The 21763-nt window shown below is 67.7% G+C and carries 18 protein-coding genes, 1 tRNA gene and 1 pseudogene; 9 read left to right on the forward strand and 11 right to left on the reverse strand.

Features of this window, described 5'->3' with window-relative positions:
- Positions 1 to 187 precede the first annotated feature (187 nt).
- From ACFYXH_RS30565 to ACFYXH_RS30585, 5 genes are all read left to right on the forward strand, one after another.
- Positions 188 to 904, forward strand: a complete 717-nt coding sequence (locus tag ACFYXH_RS30565) for a hypothetical protein (protein WP_389569639.1) — start codon at positions 188 to 190, stop codon at positions 902 to 904.
- Positions 901 to 2223, forward strand: a complete 1323-nt coding sequence (locus tag ACFYXH_RS30570; RefSeq protein ID WP_389569641.1) for a 7-cyano-7-deazaguanine synthase — start codon at positions 901 to 903, stop codon at positions 2221 to 2223. The genes ACFYXH_RS30565 and ACFYXH_RS30570 overlap by 4 nt, the downstream gene beginning before the upstream one ends.
- A gap of 365 nt (positions 2224 to 2588) precedes the next feature.
- Complete coding sequence (locus ACFYXH_RS30575) at positions 2589 to 2780, forward strand: hypothetical protein (RefSeq protein WP_389569643.1); 192 nt, start codon at positions 2589 to 2591, stop codon at positions 2778 to 2780.
- A 5-nt stretch (positions 2781 to 2785) separates the two neighbouring features.
- Entirely contained in the window at positions 2786 to 4288 is a 1503-nt protein-coding gene (locus ACFYXH_RS30580; protein WP_389570032.1) for an N-6 DNA methylase, read from the forward strand.
- Positions 4288 to 5586 carry a hypothetical protein gene (locus tag ACFYXH_RS30585; protein WP_389569646.1) on the forward strand — a complete coding sequence of 433 codons (1299 nt, stop codon included), beginning with the start codon at positions 4288 to 4290 and terminating at the stop codon, positions 5584 to 5586. The genes ACFYXH_RS30580 and ACFYXH_RS30585 overlap by 1 nt, the downstream gene beginning before the upstream one ends.
- Positions 5587 to 5667: 81 nt before the next feature.
- On the opposite strand, the gene ACFYXH_RS30590 is transcribed toward ACFYXH_RS30585, so the two are convergent.
- Both ACFYXH_RS30590 and ACFYXH_RS30595 read right to left on the reverse strand, forming a co-directional pair.
- Positions 5668 to 6849 (reverse strand): McrC family protein, encoded by a 1182-nt coding sequence (locus tag ACFYXH_RS30590; RefSeq protein ID WP_389569649.1) that lies wholly within the window; start codon positions 6847 to 6849, stop codon positions 5668 to 5670.
- Positions 6846 to 7232: a hypothetical protein gene (locus tag ACFYXH_RS30595; protein WP_389569652.1), complete on the reverse strand. Its 387-nt coding sequence runs from the start codon at positions 7230 to 7232 to the stop codon at positions 6846 to 6848. Before ACFYXH_RS30595 ends, ACFYXH_RS30590 begins: the two co-directional genes overlap by 4 nt.
- 85 nt (positions 7233 to 7317) lie before the next feature.
- Here ACFYXH_RS30595 and ACFYXH_RS30600 point away from each other — a divergent pair, with 85 nt between their 5' ends.
- Positions 7318 to 7647: a transposase gene (locus tag ACFYXH_RS30600; RefSeq protein ID WP_389569655.1), complete on the forward strand. Its 330-nt coding sequence runs from the start codon at positions 7318 to 7320 to the stop codon at positions 7645 to 7647.
- The gene (locus tag ACFYXH_RS30605) at positions 7644 to 8555 is read left to right on the forward strand and encodes an IS3 family transposase (protein WP_389569659.1); all 912 of its coding nucleotides are present in this window, start codon (positions 7644 to 7646) and stop codon (positions 8553 to 8555) included. The genes ACFYXH_RS30600 and ACFYXH_RS30605 overlap by 4 nt, the downstream gene beginning before the upstream one ends.
- On the opposite strand, the gene ACFYXH_RS30610 is transcribed toward ACFYXH_RS30605, so the two are convergent.
- Together ACFYXH_RS30610 and ACFYXH_RS30615 are read right to left on the reverse strand one after the other, a co-directional pair.
- On the reverse strand, positions 8472 to 9989 hold the full coding sequence (locus ACFYXH_RS30610) for an McrB family protein (RefSeq protein ID WP_389569661.1): 1518 nt from the start codon (positions 9987 to 9989) through the stop codon (positions 8472 to 8474). The genes ACFYXH_RS30605 and ACFYXH_RS30610 overlap by 84 nt on opposite strands.
- 64 nt (positions 9990 to 10053) lie before the next feature.
- Positions 10054 to 11205, reverse strand: coding sequence for an AIPR family protein (locus ACFYXH_RS30615; protein ID WP_389570035.1), 1152 nt, complete (start codon positions 11203 to 11205; stop codon positions 10054 to 10056).
- Between ACFYXH_RS30615 and ACFYXH_RS30620 the strand changes: the two are divergent.
- Positions 11170 to 12024 (forward strand): annotated as a pseudogene (locus ACFYXH_RS30620) (LacI family DNA-binding transcriptional regulator); the annotation flags it as partial. The gene ACFYXH_RS30615 and the pseudogene ACFYXH_RS30620 sit on opposite strands and share 36 nt — an antisense overlap.
- Before the next feature lie 222 nt (positions 12025 to 12246).
- Here the strand turns inward: ACFYXH_RS30620 and ACFYXH_RS30625 are convergent.
- On the reverse strand, positions 12247 to 13140 hold the full coding sequence (locus ACFYXH_RS30625) for a phosphorothioated DNA-binding restriction endonuclease (protein WP_389569664.1): 894 nt from the start codon (positions 13138 to 13140) through the stop codon (positions 12247 to 12249).
- Positions 13141 to 13171: 31 nt separating this feature from the next.
- A complete protein-coding gene (locus tag ACFYXH_RS30630) occupies positions 13172 to 14545 on the reverse strand; it encodes a DUF4041 domain-containing protein (protein WP_389569668.1) in 1374 nt (457 codons plus the stop codon).
- Positions 14546 to 15255: 710 nt separating this feature from the next.
- On the opposite strand from ACFYXH_RS30630, the gene ACFYXH_RS30635 reads away from it, so the two are divergent.
- Complete coding sequence (locus ACFYXH_RS30635; protein WP_389569671.1) at positions 15256 to 16098, forward strand: PE-PGRS family protein; 843 nt, start codon at positions 15256 to 15258, stop codon at positions 16096 to 16098.
- Here ACFYXH_RS30635 and ACFYXH_RS30640 read toward each other — a convergent pair.
- The 5 genes from ACFYXH_RS30640 to mptB all read right to left on the reverse strand — a co-directional run bounded on the left by ACFYXH_RS30640 (position 16028) and on the right by mptB (position 21751).
- Complete coding sequence (locus tag ACFYXH_RS30640) at positions 16028 to 17281, reverse strand: hypothetical protein (protein ID WP_389569674.1); 1254 nt, start codon at positions 17279 to 17281, stop codon at positions 16028 to 16030. The genes ACFYXH_RS30635 and ACFYXH_RS30640 overlap by 71 nt on opposite strands.
- Positions 17282 to 17881: 600 nt before the next feature.
- Positions 17882 to 17955, reverse strand: a tRNA-Pro gene (locus tag ACFYXH_RS30645).
- A gap of 135 nt (positions 17956 to 18090) precedes the next feature.
- Complete coding sequence (locus ACFYXH_RS30650) at positions 18091 to 19017, reverse strand: metallophosphoesterase (protein WP_389569677.1); 927 nt, start codon at positions 19015 to 19017, stop codon at positions 18091 to 18093.
- On the reverse strand, positions 18912 to 20324 hold the full coding sequence (locus ACFYXH_RS30655; protein WP_389569680.1) for a glycosyltransferase 87 family protein: 1413 nt from the start codon (positions 20322 to 20324) through the stop codon (positions 18912 to 18914). Before ACFYXH_RS30655 ends, ACFYXH_RS30650 begins: the two co-directional genes overlap by 106 nt.
- Positions 20321 to 21751, reverse strand: coding sequence for a polyprenol phosphomannose-dependent alpha 1,6 mannosyltransferase MptB (mptB, locus tag ACFYXH_RS30660; protein ID WP_389569683.1), 1431 nt, complete (start codon positions 21749 to 21751; stop codon positions 20321 to 20323). Before mptB ends, ACFYXH_RS30655 begins: the two co-directional genes overlap by 4 nt.
- Positions 21752 to 21763: the final 12 nt, after the last annotated feature.

The following is a 21763-nucleotide window of genomic DNA, read 5'->3' on the forward strand; positions in this document are numbered from 1 at the left end:
CCCCTGGCTGTTTCAGCACCTGGCTGGTCCGTGGAGCCCTGGCCGAGTCCCGCCCTACCTGGGGATCGTCCGGTCTGATGCCATGGACGAAGTGGCTGGTTGGGACACCATCGTTGGGGGCGATGTGGGGACATCCACGCGATGGAAGGGGCCGAACGGCGATCGGTGGAGTTCCGCTGGGAGGCGGTTGGCGCGCTGGCGGGATGACTCGCGCAACGCGGATCAGCGGTTAGAGGAGATCGCGGCGGATCACCTGAGCGCCCTGCACGAGACTCTCCGTGCCGATCGATCGGCCTTCGGGTTGTACGACACGGCCTGTGCGGCCGGTGAACGGCTCGCCGGAGCCCTTGGGTCGCTGGCCGCAGAGGGTGCGGAGTCGGAGGACGCGCTCGTCGCACGTCTCGTCTCGGAGATCGGTGGGGACGGCGGCACACTCGCCGACGCCGCGGTGCGCAGGGGGACGGCCGCGGCGGTCCGCGATGTCCGGAGCAGACATCCCGAGCTGGACGACGCCATGGGCGGAGGCGCCGGCTTCACCTGGGACATCCTGTGCGATCTCTACCAGGTGTTCTTCGCGGACATAGTGGGGGAGTTCCTCAGGTCCGTTGTCGCCGAGCACGTCAAGCTGGCGGTCCCGGTGCTCATCGCGGCCGATCCGGAAGGCAGGATCGCCGACTGGGTCGCGGAGAAGGTAGTGGACCTGGTGCCGAATCCTTGTGAGGAGTCCGCCGAAGCGACGGACCTTGCACAGGGTGTGGATACCGCGCAGTCAGCGGTGGACGCTCTGCAGGACCCGTCGGCTGAATTGCCCAAGATCGCCGAGTTGTTGGTACCGCGGGCGGTCGGAAAGGTGCTTGGCCTGATCACCGAGGAGATCACCGGAGTCGAGGGAGCTGCGGCGTGACCGATTCTGACGATTTCCTGTGGTGGCGCGGTCCTCGGAGCGACCGACCTCGTGGCGACCGCTGGACGGAGATCGGCGAGGAGTCCTTCCAGGAAAAGGAGCGCCGCATCACCGGCCGGCACTATCTGCCCGGTTCCGTCCCCGACTGGGCCGAGGACCTGTTCCGCGTCGCCAGGGCGGCTTTCATCGCCGACAAGTACGTACGCCGGACCGGAGTACGGGACAGGTGGACCCGCCGCATCAGCCTCGCCGTACCCGTCACGGAACACGAGCGGTGGGCAAGCGCAGCGGTCCGTACCCACCTCACTGCGCTTCTCCAAGTCCTCACCGGGGACCTCTGGAACGTGGACTTCCGTCCCCTCACCGGTCACTACGTCGAGGAGGCGATGATCTCTCCCGACGACCCGCGTGCCTCGGAAGTCGCGTTGTTCTCCGGCGGACTGGATTCCCTCAGCTGGGCCGCTACCCGTTCGCGCGCCGATGACTCCCGACCGCTGCTGCTCGTGATGTTCCGTGAGATCGGCCTGCTGCGTCTCCAGCAGCGGGTGTACAAGGCTGTCGAGCAACTGGACGGAGCACGGCCGGTGCTGCTGTTACCGATGAGCCAGACACCGGCGGGCGACGGCTCCGGGTCGCGGCTGGAGACCTCCTCCCGCACTCGTGGTCTGCTGTACGCGGCGGGCGCGATCCGCGCGGCCACCGCGCACGGGGTGGGTACCGTCCACATCCCCGAGAACGGCCAACTCGCCCTCAATCCGCCGCTGACACCAGCACGTTCGGCCGCTTGCTCCACGCGCTCCGTGCACCCGCGGACGCTGGCCAGTCTCAACGCCTTGGTGACTGCCGTGAGTGACACGGAGAGTGCGGTGCAGGTGGTCAACCCCTTGGCACAGCTCACGAAAGGCGAGGTGTGCAAGGCCGGACGTGATGCGGGCCTCGCCCCGTCCGACCTGGAGTCCACCTTGAGCTGCGGCAAGCCGCCAACCCGCCGAAGTGGCGGCCCTCCCATCGCCAACTGCGGCGTCTGCTTCCCGTGCCTCGTGCGCCGCTCCGGGCTACTCCACGCCAACGGCATCGACGGCACCCGGTACGAGGCATTGCCGTGGGCGGACGGCCTACCGCTTGACCGGGGTGCCGACTGGCGCGCACTGCAGCGGTGGCTGCTCGGCCGGTACACCCTTACGGATGTCTTCACCGATACCCCGCTGCCCCCGGACACGGACCCGGCGGTGGCGTTCGATTTGATCAGGCGCGGGCGGGAAGAGTTGGCCCGGCTGCTTCGGATCGCGGATGCGACGGAGGCAGCTGACGCGGCGTAGGCGGTGCAGGCGAGATCGGGCTTGCACCAAGCCGCCTTGGTGGTCATGGGACGGCGTCGTCGAGGTGTCCTGGACTCAGTACCTGCGTAGAGCGTCCACTGCTCCGGGCAAGGCTCTTTCGCCTACCCATTCGGATAGTGAGTCGAAGGCCCGGACATACCCGCCTCGCCGACTCGCTGTCTTGAATCCCAAACGACGTGCACTAGCCTAGAGTGCTTGAACTCCGGGCGCGTGCCTAGAGAAATCCCAAACGGCGTGCACCCAGCGGCGTACGGCCTGCGTCTTCTACTGTCCTTCCTGAAGCCAGGGATCTCCGGCTCACTCGTCCACTGGGAGATCCCCCGACCTCAGGAAGGAACCACGTCGTGCAGCTGAGGCTGATGTACGTGATCATCGCAGTCCTCATGGCGCTCGTCGCTGCTCTGGCCGGCAGCGTCGTGACCGTCGTCGAGGGAGGGCGTCCCACGGCGGCCTTCAAGACCGGAGCATTGACCTTCGCCGGCTCCCTGACGCTCCTCATCGTGGTCATGGGCGCCCTGGGTGTGGTGGGCTCGTGAGCGACATGAGTGCCCTTGGAGGACACGTGGAGGCCGAGGGTGCCTCCTCGCTCGACGAGGTGCTCGTGAAGGTGCGCCGACACCGCACGTACCTCTCGCGGTTGATGAACGCGCACGACGCGACTCGCCTCGTCCTCGGGCTGCTGTACCTGAGCCGGACCGCGCACGTCGCTCCCGGCACCGGCGTACCGACATGGTCGTGGTTGCTGGGTCAGCCGGCAGGGCGCGGTTCAGGAATCCGCGCTGCCGTGAGCAAGTGTCTGAGCCACTGGCTTCCCGCAGTCGACGAACAGGGCGCCGACGTGGGCACGAGGAGCCTAATGCCCGTTCCGCCCTCCGGTTCCGAAGAATCACTGCACGCTCTCATCCAGGCCATCGGCTCCACCCAGCGGGTCGGGCCCCTGCTCGACCAGTGCCTCCGTGACCTCTCGGCGGACCATGCCCAGGCTGACGGCAGCCACTACTTCACGCCGGGTGACATGGCGCGTCTCATGGTCGGTGCTGCTGTCCCCCGCGATGGGCACAGAGTGCTGGACCCGGTCTGCGGTTCAGGGGGACTGCTCGTTGAGAGTCACCGCTATGTCCGCGAGCAGGTTGAGCTGCACCCGGCCATGTCCTTGCAAGGCAAGGAACAGCACGCCCACACCTCACAGGTGGCCCGCATGAACTTCGCGGTGCGGGGGATCACGGCTCACGTCTTCCCGCCCGGGGACAGCCTCGCGGAGCCCGAACCCGAGCCCCACGACATCGTCCTGGCCAACCTTCCCTTCAACCAGCGCGACTGGGCACCGGAGGACAAGACGGAGCAGGGTACCCGCCGGTCGGCTCTCACGCTCCCTGTCGATCCTCGGTGGCCGGAGGAACCGCCGTCCCGAGGGTCCGCCAACTCCGCGTGGATCCAGCACATCGCGCACGCGCTGGCTCCGGCCGGACGTGCCGTCTTCCTGATGGCCGACAGCGTGGCCAACAGCAGACAACCCGTCACCCGAAGGCTCCGCGAACGCCTCCTGCGTGACGATCTAGTCGAATGCGTGATCGCTCTGCCGCCTCGCGTGTTTGGTCAGACCAAGGCCCCCGCCTGTCTGTGGGTGCTCAACAAGGACAAGAGCGCGCGCCCCGGCTGGGGTGTCCGGGACCGTCGCCAGCAGGTGCTGTTCGTCAACGCGCGGCGAGCCTTCGAACCGGTCCCGGATTCGAGAGCACGGAGGCTGGGCGACAAGAACACGGCATGGATCCTGGCCACCCTGGCGGCCTGGCGTGGCCTCTCCGAGAACGGTGCCACGGCCTCGCCGTACAACGACGCAGCTGGCTGGTCCCGAAGCTCCTCCACCAAGGAGATCGCCGACCGCGAGTTCAACCTGATGCCGACTTCGTACGCCGTGGAGCCTCCCAGCCCCGAACGGGACACGCGAAGCCGGGTCGAGCAGCTCAAGCTCGAACTGGCCGATCAGTTCGACCAGATGGGCGACCTGGAACTCCGACTGCTGGACGTCTTGGAGGAGATCTGATGGAAGCCAATGCCGACCAGGTCGCCTCGGGTAAAGCGGTTTGGCAGACGACCTCCATCAAAATCGAGCGGACCCGCAGGCGCATCTACACCACTTCCGGTTTTCTCGACGACGCGGCTGCCGATCAGGCTGCAGGAGTCGTCAGCTCGTCGTTCGTCCAGGACGGCAGGATCCTCTCGCCCAGGGTCAACGAGTGTCGGCCGGGCGCATCCCCGCCCAACCGGGCAACCCTCAGGGAGGGCGACCTGGCCGTCGTACTCGTCCGACGGGTGGGCGATTCCGCACTGGTCACCGCCGAGCACGCGGGATGTACAGCGACCAGGTCGATCGGCATCATTCGCGCTGAGCCGCACATAGTGCGGTGGCTGCGTATCTGGCTACAGACACCCACGGCGAAGGCCCGCATCGACGAGGACGTGACGGCACATGTCGAGCCCACCATCAGCCTCGACACCCTCCACCGCATGCTGTTTCCGCTGCCTCCGCCAGACGTCATCAACGCATACCACCTGGCCTTCGGCCTCATCGAGGAGATGACCGCCCTCTACCAGGAGACCGCCCGCAAGGCGGTGGAACTGGCCGACGCCCTCCATGACGACTGGGCGTCGACGATTCCGCCCTGGAAGACACGACCGCTTGCGAAGGTCGCCAAGCCGAAGACGGGCAAAGGTTCCGAACGCTCGCTTCCCCCGTTGCCCACAGAACCCACCACCGATGTAGCCGACGTAATCGCCCCCAAAGATCTCTACGACCTCCCCGTGCCCCACGTCCAGAGATTCCGTCTGAGCAGTGCAGCGATCGACGGCGAGGCACATCCTCCCGGCACCTTGATGCTGAGCACCCGTTCCGACGGCGCACACATCGCTGTGCCGCGTCGACCAGCAACACCTCTCAGAGGCGTCGTGGCCGTACGACCTATTGAGGACGAGGATGGTTGGTGGCTGCTCCACGAACTCAGGAGCAGGCGCAGCGACATCGCACGGCTGGCGCAGGGCCAGAACGGCCGGGAAATCTCCGCTGGCGCCCTGAAGCGCCTGGAGGTCACCTGGCCGGACCGGTTCACGCGCAACGACTTCCACACGATGGCCGATCCGCTGCACGCCATGGCGCGACTCCTGGTCGCCAAGATCGCGACGCTGCGCACCCTGCGGGACGCGCTCCTACGTGACATCTCAGCGAAGGCCGGCGTCCTCCGGGAACCGATAACCGAGCCGGAAGAGCAGAGCGCTCCTGCTCCTCGCCCCACCGAGGGCCCCGCACCACGGGGTATGACCGGCAATGATCGGCCTGATCCGTGAACTTCGGCAGGAAGACGGCGGGGGGATACCACCGGGTGGTGGGATGTTATTGAGCCTTCTTACGGTGTTCTCGTTAAACCATCACGATTCATTAGCGAGTGTGGCTGCGATTCGTGACATGGCGGTGAGTACTGCGGGTGGCTCAGCAGCCAGCGGCACGGTGTGCTGCATGAGCTCAATGCCGGAGTGCCGAACGGTGTGACGCAGGGCTGGTCTCTCGCCCGCAGCGTAGATGAGGTGCCCGCGGTCGAGTCCCAGACCGAGGCAATACGAGGCCATCTGGTAGAGATCGGCGTTCGGGAATCCGCGCACCGAGTCTGCCTTGTACTTGGCGTCGGCCACCCCGGCAGTTGTGCCGTTGCCGCGACACCAAATGACATCGGGAAGGAGGCGGATCCGGTGCGCCTCGTCGAGGAAGTGGCGGCCGCCATCGGTGATCACATATCCGGAGTACGGACGGAGTGCTTCCCGGAGCGATACAGCGACAAAGTCCTCGAAGACCTTTTCCATGTTGATCAGCAGCCCATCCACGGGGACGGTTCCGCCGTCGTCGAGTTCGTATGAAGCTCCTCGCAGGACGAGCTCGCCGAGACGAATTGCGGTACGCAAGCGCGCATTGTCAGGGCTGGCAGTCCAGTCGGGCAAAGCCCGCGTCGATGGCACGTCGTCCACATCGGGGAGTGCGGCGATCACCCGCCTGAGCTCGGGACGGCAGGTTGTCGGCACCCCAGGGAGAGCCAAGAGACGCCGGGCCGCCGAGCGTAGGATGCGATTCTCTGCGATGTTCTCGGTGAATTCCTCGTAGCTTGCTTCCACGGGGAAGGCTCTGCCGAAGTGCCGACGCAGCTGATCAGAATGACGTATACGACTGCGCACGACGGGCAGCGTCGCATTGACACTCACGCCCTGTAGGGCGCCGTGGCGCAGGCCGCGCTCAGCGGCTCTGACGAAGGCGTACGCCACCGCCGGGAGCAGTCCGTCACGCTCCGATGCTTCGATGGGCTCGGGGTACCAGCGGTCCGGAGCCGCGGTGTACGCCAGGAGGAACAGCAGGCGTGCGACCGGTGTCTTGGGTGCGATACGGACGTCGATGCCCTCGATTCGCGCGGCCCCGACGAGCCGGTTGCCGCTGATTCGCCACAGACCCGGGCGGCGGCCTGGCTCCACTCGCACGATGCGAGACGAGGTCAGAGCAGCTGCCTGGCGCGGGCTGAGTTCCGCTTGAATGGCTTTGCCGCTCTCGGACAGGTCGAGGCGCGTCATGCCGGACCGCTGACGTCCTCGCCATCAGCTTCATCGGCTGAGGGAGCCTGACGCAGCAGTGACGCCTCCTCGATGCCGAGCTCATCGAGGAGCTCGTCTAGCGCGAACCGATCGCTGGTGTCGCCAGGTTCCTGGTCGGCGAGCAGCGGCAGAATCGAGGTACGCCAGGCGCGGGCGAGCGCGCCCGGCTCCTCATACAGCGAACGGCGCATGAAGTAGGACGGCCCGAGCTGGAAGTCCCGCTCGGCGATGCGGCTGTTGAGCTCTTCCAGGAGTAGGACTGCGGTGTCCGGAAGTCCTTCGCTGCGGAGCCAGCTGCGCAGCATGGACGAGGTGGGTTCGCCGGTGGGATGCAGCTCAACGAAGGAAAAGCGTCGCCGCATGGCCGCGTCGACGCGTGCCACCGACCGGTCGACTGTCCCTCCCCTCGTAGCGTGGAGTCCGTGATTGCAGGGGAAGTTGGGGTTCATGGGGTCCAAGCAACGGCCGTACACGCCTGAGTTTCGTGAAGTTGCTGTACGCATTGTGATCGAGACAGGCAGGCCGATCCCGGAGGTCGCCGAGGAGCTCGGTGTGCATTCCGGCACACTGCACAGTTGGGTGTCGCGGTGGCGGCGCAATGGGTCGGCGTCGTCCGACCAGCCTGCCGAGCCCGCACCGGGCGGGCGGCTGCGCGAAGCCGAGCGGGCCGAGCTGGAGCGACTGCGGCGGGATGCGGCGGAGAAGAACAAGCGGATCCGCGAGCTGGAGATGGAGCGTGATGTCCTCAAGCGATGCATGGTCCTCTGGGTGAAGTGACCGAAACGGACCCGGCCGCCCTGGCCGCGTTCATCGGTAACCAGAGGACCGAGCACCACGTCCCGCACCGCCTGGCCTGCCGGGTTCTGGGAGTGTCGGAGTCCTGGTTCTACAAGTGGCGCGACAAGCCCACCACCGCTCGTGAAGTGCGGCGAGGACAGCTGTCCGACGCGATCCGGCAGATCTTCGAGAACTCCGGCGGCACCTACGGTTCTCCGAAGGTCTGGCTCCTCCTGATCCGCGCCGGCTGGCGCGTCTCGGTGAACACCGTCGCGCGTCTCATGGCCGAACTCGGCCTGGCCGGACGGAAGATCCGCCGACGGGGCGGGCTGACCCGCCCCGGCAAACGGCCCGCGTTCGCGGACTTTGTCCGCCGCGACTTCACCGCCGACGCTCCGGACCAGGTGTGGTGCGGCGACATGACAGAGATCGCCACCGGTGAGGGCAAGCTGTATCTGGCCACCGTCATCGACCTGTTCTCGCGCCGCCTGCTCGGCTACGCGATGGGTGCACGTCACGACGCAGAACTCGTCGTTGCGTCCTTGAACATGGCCGCGGCCACCCGTGGCGGCGACGTCAAGGGCGTCATCTTCCACAGCGACAGGGGCAGCGAATATCTGTCCCGGCGCTACCGCCGGGCCTGTCGGCGTCTTGGCGTGACGCAGTCCATGGGCCGGGTCGGGTCGTGTTTCGACAACGCCGTCAGCGAGGCGTGCAACAGCGTGCTCAAGGTCGAGTACGTCCACCGGCACACCTTCGCCACCCGTACCGAGGCCCGCCTGAGGATCGCGACCTGGATCACCGGCTTCTACAACACGCACCGACTACACAGCGTGTGCGGGTACCGCAGTCCGATCGACTACGAACACGACCACCGAGCCAACTCCGCCTTGGAGCTGGCCGCTTAGAAGATCTCCACAGTCCGAGGGGATTGCCACGACTGTGTTCATCGTCCCGATGATGAGGACATTCCTCGGGAGCGTGAAGCCGTTGCCATCGTCGGTTCCATACTGGAGATGAACTATGTCGTCGCGGTACTCCAGTAGGAAGTACAGCTCTCCGAAAACCCGAGCCAGATTGGCCCGGTTGATTTCGTCGATGATCAGGACATGAGGGCTGGACGGGTCCTTGCGGGCGTTCTCGACGGTGCGCCGGAATGGACCGGGCACGAGTTCGAATCCGGGCTGCCCGTCCTTGCCTTGGCGTGGGCGGAACCCTTCGAAGAAGTCCTCGTAGGCGTACGAGGGATGAAACTGTACGAGGGTGACGCGCTCACGTCGTCCTGCTGTGAGGTGCAGAGCGAGCTTGCGTGCGAGATACGTCTTGCCAGTGCCCGGCGGGCCGTAGAAGACGAGCTGAGGCCGTTCCTTGAGGAGTTCGATCCAGTCGTCGAGATCCTGCGGACGGATATGCAGGTCTTCGGCCAACCGGGCGTCCGGCCCGGGGAGGTGCAGACTGCGACGGGGCGGAGGCGGGGGAGCGCCGACCTCGGTCGGCAGCATGGCGGCGAGGTCGTCGGCGAGGTCTGTGAGGTCGACGACACCGAGTTGGACGCCGAGCTTGCCGTTGAGGCCGTCCGGTATGTCGTCCTCGAAGGGATCGATAGGGGCCGCGGTATTGAGCCAGCGCACACTACGGGTCAGGGCCACCGTCCGGTCCGATGTGAAGTGCGGGCCCGACGTGACCTCCCCCAGATACAGCTGATCACCCTCTCTGGCAGGGGTCAGTACCAGGTCACCCTCACGCATCCGGTTCAGGAAGAGGTGGATCTCCGCGCTTTTGTCTCTCAGGGCGACTTGGGCGAGATGGGCGTAATCGGCTTCGACGGCGAGACGTACGGCATCTTCGCCACTACCCGGCTCCAACACCCGCAAGCGTGATGCCTCGACGCCGCAGTACCCCTCGTTCAGCCAGTCCTGTAGCAGGTCAGAGGGGCCCGTGTCGGAGGCCCGGACCAGCCAGGCGCGGCGCGGTGGGGATGGTGCAGCGGTGCCCAGAGCTTCGCGCATAGCTTCGACGGTAACTCTCCGGGCTGGATCCGGTGTCCCCGACTGTGGCAGGAGTGTGCTTTCCCTGCGCATGGCGTGCGCCTGGGCCTGCGAATCGGGCTGAGCCGCGTTGCTGACGATGCGATCGGAGGCACTGGACTGGATCTGCCGTGCATAGCGCATAACGGTGGAGGGATCGACTCGCAGTACGTCGGCGACGTCGTCCCGGGTGGCCCAGGTCCCGGGAGTGAGCAGCGCGAGTACGACGCCCAAATTACCGGCGTCACCTGTGTCTTCTGTGACCCGGGTGATGAGTTCGTGGGTGCCGAACATGGCGTTGTCGGGGGAGAGCACGCGAAGGTCTCTGGATCCTCTAAGTGGCGGAGCCTTGGTTAGGGAGACGGGGCGGTAGCGGCGGCTAGTCAGCCCTTTCGCCAAGGTTCTGCCGGAAGACGTCAAATACCGTCTTCGTGTGCTCCTGATCGCTCAGGGATTCGACCACCCCGGCGAAGTTCGTGCGGGCGTCCTCAACCGCCTTTGCCCGGTCGTGCTCGCCGGCACCTTTCGAGCCCCCACGCTGGAGAGCGGGTGCGAGGTGTGGGAGGAACGGAACTATGGGTTTGAGTGCCTGATGCCAGTGCTTGATCACTTTGGGGAGCGTGGGCTGCCGGGAGAACCCGAGAGTGAACGGATCGCGCGTGCCGCGGCCGAGCAGGGTGTCCATGCAGGCGGCGACGGCATCGACGACCACGGGGACAGCGCCGCGGCGCTGGAGGAAGTCGTGCACCTTGCGCGGGTTGCCCTTGAGGTCTGGATCGTTCCTGCATCTGACGGCGTACTCGGTCTTCGCCTGCTCCACCGCGCGATGCAACCCGTAGCAGAACAGCACATGCCGTGCCGTGGTGTGGTCGCCGAAGAGGCTGGCGTAGAGCCCATCGTCCGACCAGATCCTGCCCGGCTCGTTGTAAGCGATGTAGGGATCACCGTGGAAGGCTGCGAGAGCCTTGGCTGCCGTCGTCGCCACGACGCGGTTCGCGGGTGGCGCCACCGCGATGTCGCTGGGGTCGGTGCGGCGCCCGCCGTCGTAGGCGATGTCGCCGAGTTGCCGGAACTCCTTGATGAGGCGCAGCTGGGTACGGTCGTTGCTGCGGAAGTCCGCCGGCAGGGTGGCGAGCTGACGGTTCGTGGTGCGGATCACCTCGCTGACGAGCGAAGGGTCGTCGCACACCACGAACCGGATCAGCAGCTGGCCGGCCTCGGTCTGTCTGCGGAGGGTTTCGTCGCTCACGGCCCCGGTCGTTTGTGCACCATTGACGATCGACAGACCCTGCAACGTGATGACACGCCGACCGTCGGGGCCGGGCTCACCAACCTCGACTCCCTGGGTGAGGGCAGTAACGCCGTTGTTCAGGACGAAGAGATTTGCCGGCTGCTCCTGCACGGTTTTACGGATCGCGCTGTTGATAGCGCCCTTCTTGCCCTTGACTCCGACGAAGCCACGGACGTTGGCGGAGAACAGTCGGTTCTCCCGGAGTTCGCGCGCCCCGGCTCCATCCGCGTCGAGTGGCAGCTGTACGAACTCGACACCGGCGAGCTCGTGCGCTGCCCGCCCAAGGACGACAGCTACCGCACCATCTACGCGATGGACTGGCTGTCGGCCTTGGTCGCCAACCATGTCGCCCGTACGAAGCCGAAACCCTGCCCGTGTCACGGCAAGACCTACGTCTTCCGGGGACAGGGCGCGGCCCGCACCGGCGGCCACCAGGGCGCGAAGCTCGTCGACGTCGCACGCCGTGCCGAAGTCTCCACGGGCACAGTGTCCAACGTCCTCAACCACCCTGACCGCGTCACCGAAGCCAGGCGGATGAGGGTGGAGCAGGCCATCGAGGACCTTGGCTTCGTGCGGGGCGGCGTGGTGGCGGAGCACGCCGCCCACTGGCGTCGAAACGGGTTTGCGACGTGGCTGTTCACTCCGGCGGTCTCCGGCTGGTACCCAAAGAAGGCACCACAGGAGGCCCGCCCCGTCCCGCTGCTCGGCGAGCCGTGGCCTGGTGTCCCGGCCAGAGGACGTGGCGCCAGTGACCGGGCCGACGCCTGCTGGCTCCCGATCGCCAAGGGCCTCACGCCCCACGGCCTTCGCCACACCCCCCGGACCGTGATGGAGGACCTCGGCACCGAGAAGGTGCTCATGGACGAACGTATGGGCCACATCGACGGCTCGGTCTCGGCGCGCTACGCCCACGTCACCCCTGGCATGCGCAAGCGCCTCATGGCTGGCCTAACCGAGCAGTGGGAGGCAGCGCTCGATGCCCGCTTGACAATGAGCGCACGCTCGCCGGTGAGTGTCCTCGACACGTTGTTGCGAGCGCGCCGTGAAGCGGTGGAGTAGCCGAAGACGAGGGTGCATACGATGCGGTGAGAGGGCCTCGACCAGAACATGGTCGAGGCCCTGGCCACGCGTGGATCGCCTCCCGCACTTCGACCGGGCGGAGAGGTCGAGCGTTGCCTGAGGCGACGGACTGGGAGCCGCATGCCAGCGGTGAAAGCAGCATGAGGAGCGATCAGGGATGCTTGGTGCGCCCCGTCCATGGAATCCCACATTGAACACAGGTCAGGCGGCGGCCGCGCGTGGGCTGCCGTGGAAGACCTGGCTGGTGTGCCAGGAGCGGTGGGCTGCCGAGATGGGCGGCAGGCCGGGTTGAGGGCCTATGAGCGGACGACCCGCGAGTGCGGTGACATGCTCGCGGGCAGCCTGACTGCGGCCGATGAATTGCTGCGAGACCAGGATGCGGTGCCCGTCGCCTATGCCGAGGACGCCCTTGTCGAAGAGTTTGTGGTGCAGCGAGCACAGGCACAGTCCGTTGTCGACGTCGTCCGGGCCGTCGAACGCCCACCAGCGCACGTGCGCGGCCTCCAGGCCGACAGGCGCCGAGCCGATCATGCCGTCGTAGCCGCAAAAGGCGCACTGGTACTCGTACGCGGTCAGCACCATCTCCCGCATCCGGCGGTCCCGCTGCCGCCTCTCGGGCGCTGCCAGAGCGCCGGTCTCCGCCAGTTCCAGTTCCAGGCCCACAGCGCCACACAGGTCCTGGTGCAGTGACGCTGGGAAGTGCAGATCTAGCAGCACCCTGGCCATGCGGCCCAGCAGCGACGGTTCCCGCCGGAGCGCCACCTGAAGGTCCGGGGCCAGCCGCCCAGTGGCTCGGCTGGCTCGTAGTGCCCGCACCCCGGTGCCTGGGCTGCCGGCGCCGTGCTCGGTCCGCACTTCCCACACCCCGTCGCTGACCAGATGGTGGAAGGGATAGGCGGGTGTGGTTTCGCGCGGTGGACCGTACTCCACCAGCAGTTGCTTCAGATCCGCCTCCACCGCGCTGTACGGCAACTCGTCCGCGGCATCCGTCTGAAAGCGGCCCAGCGCGTACAGCAGCAGCAACGGCTTGTGCGGCGCCCGCACCCCGTCCCGGCTCCACTGCCTCAGCTTCGCGGCCCGCTCCAGCCAGTCCATGACCGTGATCGTAGTGATGCTTGGTCGCACCTCATGCTGTCCGGGCGGCAACTCCTCCTGCGCCTGCGGCAGGCGCACCGGCTTCGCCCATGCGCCTGCCAGCCCGCCATTCCAGCGCCTGGGGTTCCTCGGTGAACTCGATCAGATGCTGTCCGGCGAACCGTTGCAGCGCATCGCGCACCTCCGCCGGGGTGGCGTAGAAAAACTCCTTTCGACTGTTGACCTGGTTGACCCGCTGTGACGCGAACTGTCGGTGGAGTTCCGTCTCCAGGCCGACCGCGTCCTTGCTGAAGATCAGCGCGTGCACATCGAAACGGAAGGGCACGGCCGCGCCACTCAACTCGTAGACACGTTCCAGAGGTTCGAGTCGACGCGTCATGCCGATCTTCACCATACGATCGCCGAAGGCGCCGATGTTCGAGATGACGTACACATAGCCGGCGCGGACGTTCGCCGCGCGGGACTCGACGTCCTGCAGAGCGTTCTCGATCTCGGCCAGTTTGGCCTCCATCTCCGCCACACCCGCCTCGTCACCGCGCTCGCGCAGGCGCTCAAGTGCTGACTGATAGTGGCCGAGTTCCTTGTTCAGCTTCTCGCGCTGCCGGTCGAGTTCTCGCTGGACCGCCGCCTCCTCACGCTCCCGGGCGCGTACCTCGCGCTGGGCCTCCTTCTCCTCTTCCTTCTTCTGCAGGAAGTCGGCGGTGAGTTCCAACTCCTGTACGCGCGCGTTGTGGTACTCGTCGGTGATCCGGATGTGCATGGTGGCGCCGAGCCTTGCGATCGTCTCGCGGCTCTTGTAGAGCCGGTCGACGAGGGAGCTCAGCCGGTGCGGCCGCATGGACCGCACGGCGTAGTCGGCTTCGGCGTTGTAGGCGCGCAGCATGAGCTTGGAGAAGTCGCGGACCATCTTCTGGCCCTCGCGTTTAGAGCCGTTGACCGTCCAGTCCGTGGCTGCCTGGACGGCGTGGCCCGCACGGGCGAGCGCCTTGATCTCGTTCTGCAGTGTGTCGAGCCTGCTGCGGTAGGCGATCGCGTCGTGCAGCGCATGCCGGTAGGCATAGATCCCTGCCTCCTGCAGCATGGCGGTCTCGTCGGCGTTGACGATCCGGCCCTGCAGTTCAGCAAGCCGCCGCTCGGCGTCGAATACGTCCTTACGGTGCCGGTCGGCCTCCTTGCGGACCCGCTCGGTCTCCTTCGCCGTCCGGCGCGCATCGCCGAGAATCTCCTTCGCCGTCTCACGGGCGTCCTTGAGGATCTCCTCGGCTTCCTCGGCGGCTTCGGCGGACGTCCGCTCACGCAGTGCAGCGGCCTCCGCTTCGACCTGCCGTACGAGGCCGGCGACCTGCGCGGCATCCAGCCCCTGTGTCCTTTCGACCCACGCCCGCAGTTCTTCGGCCTCGGACACGGCATCCGAACGCCGACGCCCGAACAGCCCTCCCTTTCGAGGCGTCGGCACTGCGGTCGTGCTCCCGGCAGCGGCCGTGGTCGGCACCGCAGAGGCTCCCGTGGCAGGGCTGACAGCGAGGGCGTCGCTGGCGGAAGTCGGCCTCAGGAACCCACAGCTGCCATCCCGCCGGCATCGGGGGCCACGAGGGGTCGGGCCGCCAGTCCGGCGGCGGCATCCATCCCGCGGGTGGCACAGGCCAACCCGGCGGGGGATTGAAACGGTAAGTAGTCATTCCCCACCCCCTCGCCACTGAGGCTCCCCAGCACACAGGGCGCCGGATATCCCCGGCAAACGTAGAGTGACATTTTCTTGGTGATCAGCCACTTGATCACCCGCATATTCCATCTCGTGACCATCCTGTGACTATGTGTGAGGGTCTCTCTGGAGGAGGGCCACGGGTTCCAGGTGGAACGCGACCAAGTCCCCGACCGGCGAACTCATCGACGAGCCACTGAGTCTCGTACGTGGAGGGAGCGTCGTCCGGTGAGAAACACTGCGAGGGACAGCGCGGATGGCCGGACGTGCTGCTGTGCCTCCTTGCGTCCCTGCAGGGAAGCTATTTCGCGCGATGCTTCGCAGAGCGGCGTCAACTTGGTGATGAGGAGCTTGCGCCTGTAGTTATGGCAAACGCCCAGTGATGGGTCCAACAGACCTGGCTCAATAGGCACATGGAGATTGGCGAGCACTGGGCGTACCGCGCGAGGCCGAAGGATCTGGGTAGCGCGGTGCGCCAGGTGGAGGTCGTTCGAGTGGGCGGCCCTGGCAGGTCTGGCTGGATCCACGTGCGGTTCCTCGAAGGCGATGCCGGCGGCCTGCAGGAGTGGGTCAATTCCGGCTCTCTCGTAGCGCCGTGGGCGGATGTCGATACGTTCCGCGCGGACGACGCGGCGGAGTTGGCACTGGTGGAGTCCTCTCGCCACGTCCGGGGCAGCACGGATTTTGAGGCCGCCCGCATGATCCTCGGATTCGTTCGCCCAAAGAACAGGCTGCGCCTGCGCCGAACGGTGGCGGACGCAGGCGTTCTGGAGCTGAGCCGCCTCGACGAGACTGCACCGCTCATCGGCATGGACGCCGCCGAACTCTGCGGCGACACCATGGTGTTCGAGAACCGCCACGGCATGTGCCTGGCCGGGTGGCCGGTCACCGAGCGCATCGCCCGCCACGTGGCCGGACGCATCGCCGACGAGATCCTTCCGGAGGTGGACCGCAAGCAGCAGGACATCGAGCAGGAGCGTGCGCAGCCCTCCTGGTACTCCTACAGCCGGCGCGACGAGCGCAAGTTGGACGCGGAGGCGGCCGTCCTGCGAACCGTCCGGGCGTGGTGCGGCCAGGACAAGGCCGACCGCTACGACGAGTTGGTTGCCCTACGCGCCGAGGTCATCCGGCTCGGAGAGCTGGTCGAGAAGGCGGTCAAGGCCCTACGCGACCGCGGTCACGGCGTCATCGCCTCCACCATTGAGCGCGACCTTGGCGTCCATATCGCCAGCCTTGATCCTGACGTGCGTCGATGAGACCGCGCCACGGATCTGGATCCACCTTGGCCGGTGCCGGCTGAGTAGCGGGCTTCTCCTCCTTCTCCGGCCGGTGTGGGTGCCAGCCGTCGAGGAACGGCCGCAGTTGATCTCCCGTCGGCTCCGCATAGAAGTTGAGAGAAGCCAAGCCCTTACCGCTGAGGGTGGGGTCGAGCCGGTCGGCCTCCGTCTTCCCCCAAGCCGACCACTCTGGCAGCCTCTCGGCTTCGAGGCTGTCTTCCGACGCCGCGGCGGCTTCATCCAGAGCGGCACAGAACGTCCGGATCTCCCCTGCCGCCTGCCACCGCTCAAGGGCCGTACCGAAGTGCTCGGCCCGTACTGCGTGAACCGCCTTGATCGAAGCCACGCTGACGGCGGCCTCCCACTCGCGCCGCTCGCGTTCCTCCCGCTCAGCTTCTAGGCGCCGACGCTCTGCTTCCTGCCGCTCCCGCTCCTCTCGCAGGCGCTGCTGCTCCGCCTCACGTTCCAGCCGAGCCCGCTCCTGCTCCTCGGCGCGAGCCTTCAACGCCCGGAAGACAGAACCGATCTGCTCCTCCAACGGCTTCTTGGCTGTGTCAGCCCATTCCTTCTTCCAGCCGTAGCTGTAGCCCGATTGCTGGCTGACCAGCAACTCCAGTTCGCCGGACGGCTCGAACTTCTGGGCTGGGGTGACACGCTGCCAGTCGTACGTACGACGGCCCGGCTGCTTGGGGACGTACCGGACCGGCTTCTGCCGTTCGCGGAAGCCGACCTCGTACGTCCTGCCGTGGACGGTGAGCAGCGGCCTCGGCTGCCTGCGCTTCTTCGACACCGCGATCTCGCCGTGGCGTGCGAGGGCTTCCTCGGCGAGGAGCCGGAGCAGCGAGAGCACCCGGGGGAGGACCTCCTCCGAGATCTCGAAGGCGCTGTGGTCCGCGCCGACTGCGGCGATCACGTCCTCGACATCGGTGATCACACGGCTGCGCGCCAGCCGGATACGGTTCCACTCGGTCTCGTCTTCGCCGGTCACCCGGAGCAGGCCGAGGAAGAAGTCCCCCTTCGCCCGCCCGCTGTACTTCAGGCTGTATCCCTCGGGGGCACACTGCCGGGCCGCGTCGAACGCCCTGCGGTAGCGGGCTCGCTCCTGGTCGCTGGGGTTGGGGATCCGGAGGAACCGCCCAGCCTGCTGTACCTCCGCGATCAAGGCGGCTCCGATTTCCGCCGGCGACGGCTGTGGGGGCTTGGCGGCGCGCTGCGGCGCCGGCCTCGTCGGGGACGGGGCTGTGACTTGCTTCTGCGGGGGAGGGGCCGGTCGTGTCCGTTGGCCGGAGTCCGTTGACCGCTGCCTGCGCTGAGCTGGTTCCGGCCGGTCCGGGTGATGGCCGTGTTCCAGGTAGAAGCGCCCCGCGTCAGTGATCTCCGCCTGCCACTTCCCATCCTGCTTGGGCATGGTGATCAGGCGCCGCTCCTTGAGCGCGCGGGCGGTGAGAGCGAACTCGGGGCTGTCCGACGTGACGCGGTCGGCTCCGCCTCCGATGCGGGTGAGGAGAGCGAGCTGCCGGTCATTTAACGGAGACCATCGGTGCATGTCGATCGTCGTACCGTCTGTTCTCTCCTCGGCACAAGCCGTGGGGTGACTCTTGCGGAGCGCAAGGTGTACTCGAGGCGGAACACCTCTTGCTGGGAGCCGCCGGGGAGCCCCTCCCCGAAGTCGGCTCCCAAATGGCTCCCAAAATGGGCCCGCAACGCAAATCAGGGCCGGTGCTGATCTCTCAGCACCGGCCCTGACCTGGTGTTTCAGCTGTCGGGGTGGCGGGATTTGAACCCACGACCTCTTCGTCCCGAACGAAGCGCGCTGCCAAGCTGCGCTACACCCCGATGTCGCCGGTGTCCCGGCGACATCGATTACTTTAGCCCACCCGCGCCTGGAGGCGAAATCCGGTTTTCGCGCCCTCGTCGACGCCCCGCGGACGTCGACGACGATGCCCCCACCAGCGCCGCTGACCCGCCCCCTCAGTCCCGCGCCGTCAGCGTCAGCAGCGTCGCCTCCGGTGGGCACGCGAACCGCACCGGCGTGTAGCGGTTGGTGCCGCAGCCCGCCGAGACATGCAGGTACGAGACCTTTCCGTCGGCCCGGTGCGTGGAGAGGCCCTTCACCCGGTCCGTGTCGAGGTCGCAGTTGGTGACCAGCGCCCCGTAGAAGGGGATGCACAGCTGCCCGCCGTGCGTGTGGCCCGCCAGGATCAGGGGGTAGCCGTCGGCCGTGAAAGCGTCGAGCGTGCGCAGATACGGGGCGTGGACCACGGCCAGCGACAGATCGGCGCCCGTCTCCGGGCCGCCCGCGACCTCCTCGTAGCGGTCCCGCTTGATGTGCGGGTCGTCGAGGCCGGTGAAAGCCAGCTCGTAGCCGTCCAGCTTCAGTCGGCCGCGGGTGTTGCTCAGGCCCACCCAGCCCGCCGCGTCGAACGCGTCGCGCAGGTTCTCCCACGGGTTGTGGACCGCGCCGACGGCCGGTGCGTTGCCGTTCAGGCCGTGGCGGCCCTGGGCCTTCTCCAAGAGGTAGCGGGCGGGGTTACGGAGCTTGGGGCCGTAGTAGTCGTTGGAGCCGAAGACATAGACGCCCGGGAACTCCATCAGCGGGCCGAGCGCGTCCACGACCTCAGGCACGCCGTCCGGGTCGGAGAGGTTGTCGCCGGTGTTGACGATGAAGTCCGGGCGCAGGCCTGCGAGGGACTGCAGCCAGGCGCGCTTCTTGCGCTGGCCGCTCACCATGTGGATGTCGGAGAGCTGGAGTACGCGCAGCGGCCGCATTCCCCGCGGCAGCACCGGCACCGTCAGCCGTCGGAGCCGGAAGGAGCGGGCCTCGAAGCCGGCGGCGTAGGCGAGGCCGGCCGCGCCGACTGCCGTGATTCCAAGGGGTACTCCGAAGCGTGCGCGCATGCGCCCATCGTCGCAGACCCCTCGAGGGGAAGGGATTGGCGGGCGGCCGCTTCCGTCGCGACTTCCCGTACGGGGAGGGCGAGCAGCAGGCCGAGCGAGATCCAGACGTACGTGTTGCTGCCCAGGAAGCCGTCGACACCCGTGGCGTCCCAGCTCCACAGCCATACGACGCTGCTGCACAGCACGACGTAGATCGCGACGGCCCAAGTCAGCAGCCGGCGTCGCCTCGGGTCGCCCGGCTCCGCGCGGAGTCCGGCGTTGATCAGTACGGCGAGAGCCGGAAGCAGCCAGACCAGGTGGTGCACCCAGGTGACCGGGCTGATGAGGCAGGCGATGAGACCGGTCAGCGCGAAGCCCGACTGCTCGTCGCCGGCCGCGGCAGCCTGGTGCGCCCGCCATGCCCAGACGCACAGGAGCACCATCACGCCGAGCGCCCACACCGCACGGCTGGGGGCGGCCGGTTCCGAGAGCCGCGCCAGGACTCCCTGCCAGGACTGGTTGGAGACATAGGCCAGCGAACCGACGCGGTCCGTGTCCCACATGGCCTCGGTCCAGTACACCCGCGACGCGCCGGGCGCCGCCCACACGGCGAGCAGTGTGGCGCCGCTCGCGACAGCTGCCGCGGTGCCGGCGGCCCGCCAGCGCCGGGTGATCAGCAGATAGCCGATGAAGACGGCCGGAGTGAGCTTGATCGCGGCGGCGAGGCCGATACCGACGCCCGCCAGCCTGCCGAGGCCCGTGAATCGGCCCCCTTCGCCCTGCCCCGTGAATCGCCCGCCTTCGCCGTGGCCCGCGAGTCCGCCGAGGCCCGTGAATCGATCTCGGGCCACCGACAGCAGCCAGGCATCCGAGAGCACCAGCGCCAGCAGCAGCAGATTGACCTGCCCAAAACTGAACGTGTCGCGGACCGGTTCCAGCAGCGCGAACAGACAGCCCGCGACAGCGAAGGCGAACCAGCGACTCCAGCCCTGCCGGCGGACGACGGCCCCGGCCGACCAGTACAGGATGGCGGCAGCCGCGGCGACATTGAGCAGCACGCTGATCGCCACCGCGCTCGGCCAGTCGACCAGCGTCATCGGCAGCATGCACACCGCTGCGAAGGGCGGATAGGTGAAGCCGTAGTGCGTCCCCGGCACCAGATAGTCGTAGATCCGCCCGCCATGGCGCCAGCTGTCGACGGCTCCGTAGTAGACGCCGAGATCGAACCAGTCCCGGTGCAGCGGGACCGTCGCGAGGAAGAGTCCGACGGCGGCCGCCAGCCCCACCACCAGCAGCAGCCGTCCGCGTGTGCTCGGCGGCCACGTCATGCCGTACTCCCCACAGGCCCGGCCCCGGCGGCGGTACGTCCCGTGATCCGGTACGCACACAACATCGTCAGCACCGCCAGCACCCCGCCGCCGGTCGCCAGCGCGAGCTGCGCCCTGTCCGGCGCGAATCCACTGGGCAGTACGGCCAGGGCCAGTACCGCGCTTGCAATGGCGACCGCCCGGCGCATCGGCCGGTCGGGCCCGGCGGCGGCTATCAGGAACAGCCCCCACAACACGTACCAGGGCCGGATCGCGGGTCCGAGTACGGCCACCGCCGTCAGGCTCAGCCCGAGTGCGTAGACCGGGCGCGGCAGATGGCGCCGCCAGGCGATCAGTACGGCGGTGGCGGTGGCGGCAAGTCCCAGCAAGTGCCAGGCGGGCACGGCGAATTGAGCCAGTCCGCTGCCGGCGTTCTCCAGCAGGGCGCTGGTCATCCGGCCCAGTGACGAGGTGAGCGACCAGTTCTGCGGCGATACCGGGGTGTCCAGGGCGGCAATCCACCCGTAGCCCGTGCCGGCCAGCGCGGTCGCCGCCGCTGTGGTGGCCGCTGCCACGCCGAGCACCGCAAGCGCCGCCTTCAGCCGCCGCGCCCGGCCGCCGAGATGCCGGCCCCAGAGCAGGACCACGGCCAGCAGCCCCAGCGCGGCGGGCGCCTTCACCAGGGCCGCGAGGGTGACCAGTACGGCGGCGAGTATCGGCCAGCGGCCCAACGCGGCGACCAGACCGGCGCCCAGCAGGCCGAGCATGATCGCGTCGTTGTGGGCTCCGCCGACGAGATGCAGCAGCACCAGCGGGTTGAGCGCCCCGAGCCAGAGCGCGGCGGCCGGCTCCGCCCCGCAGTGCCGGGCCAGCGCGGGCAGGCAGACGACCATCGCGGCGACCCCGAGCAGCGCGACCAGCCGCATGCCGAACACGCCGGTGGACACCTCGGTACGGGAGAAGTCGGCTATCCCCTTGGCGCAGGCGAGAAAGACCGGGCCGTACGGGGTCGGGGTGTGCTGCCACAGCGGTGCCACCTCGTCGGTCAGCGGTCCGCCGAGCCGGGAGGGGCCGTACGCGTACACATCGATCCGGGCGTCGACCATCGCGCCCTGGGCGAGATAGCTGTACACGTCCCGGCTGAACAGCGGTGGCGCCACGATCAGCGGTGCCGCCCACAGCCCGAGCGTGAGCAGCAGCGTGCGGCGGCCCGGTGGTTCAGGACCGCGTATCGAGCGCCCCAGCAGAACCCAGGCCGCGACCAGCAGTACGAGCCCGAAGTACGCGCCGGCCAGGCCGACCGCCGCCCGGCCGGACCCCGGCGCGAGAGCCTCCCGTACGGGCAGCGCTCCGGCGGTCGCGCCACCCGCGGCAAGGGCTGCCGAGCCCACCAGCCCCAGCAGTTGGCAGCGGCGGGTGTCGACGACGGGGACACGGATGGCCAGCACGTGGGCAGACTG

Source organism: Streptomyces sp. NPDC002730, assembly GCF_042888805.1.
In the GTDB taxonomy this organism is placed as follows: Bacteria; Actinomycetota; Actinomycetes; order Streptomycetales; family Streptomycetaceae; genus Streptomyces.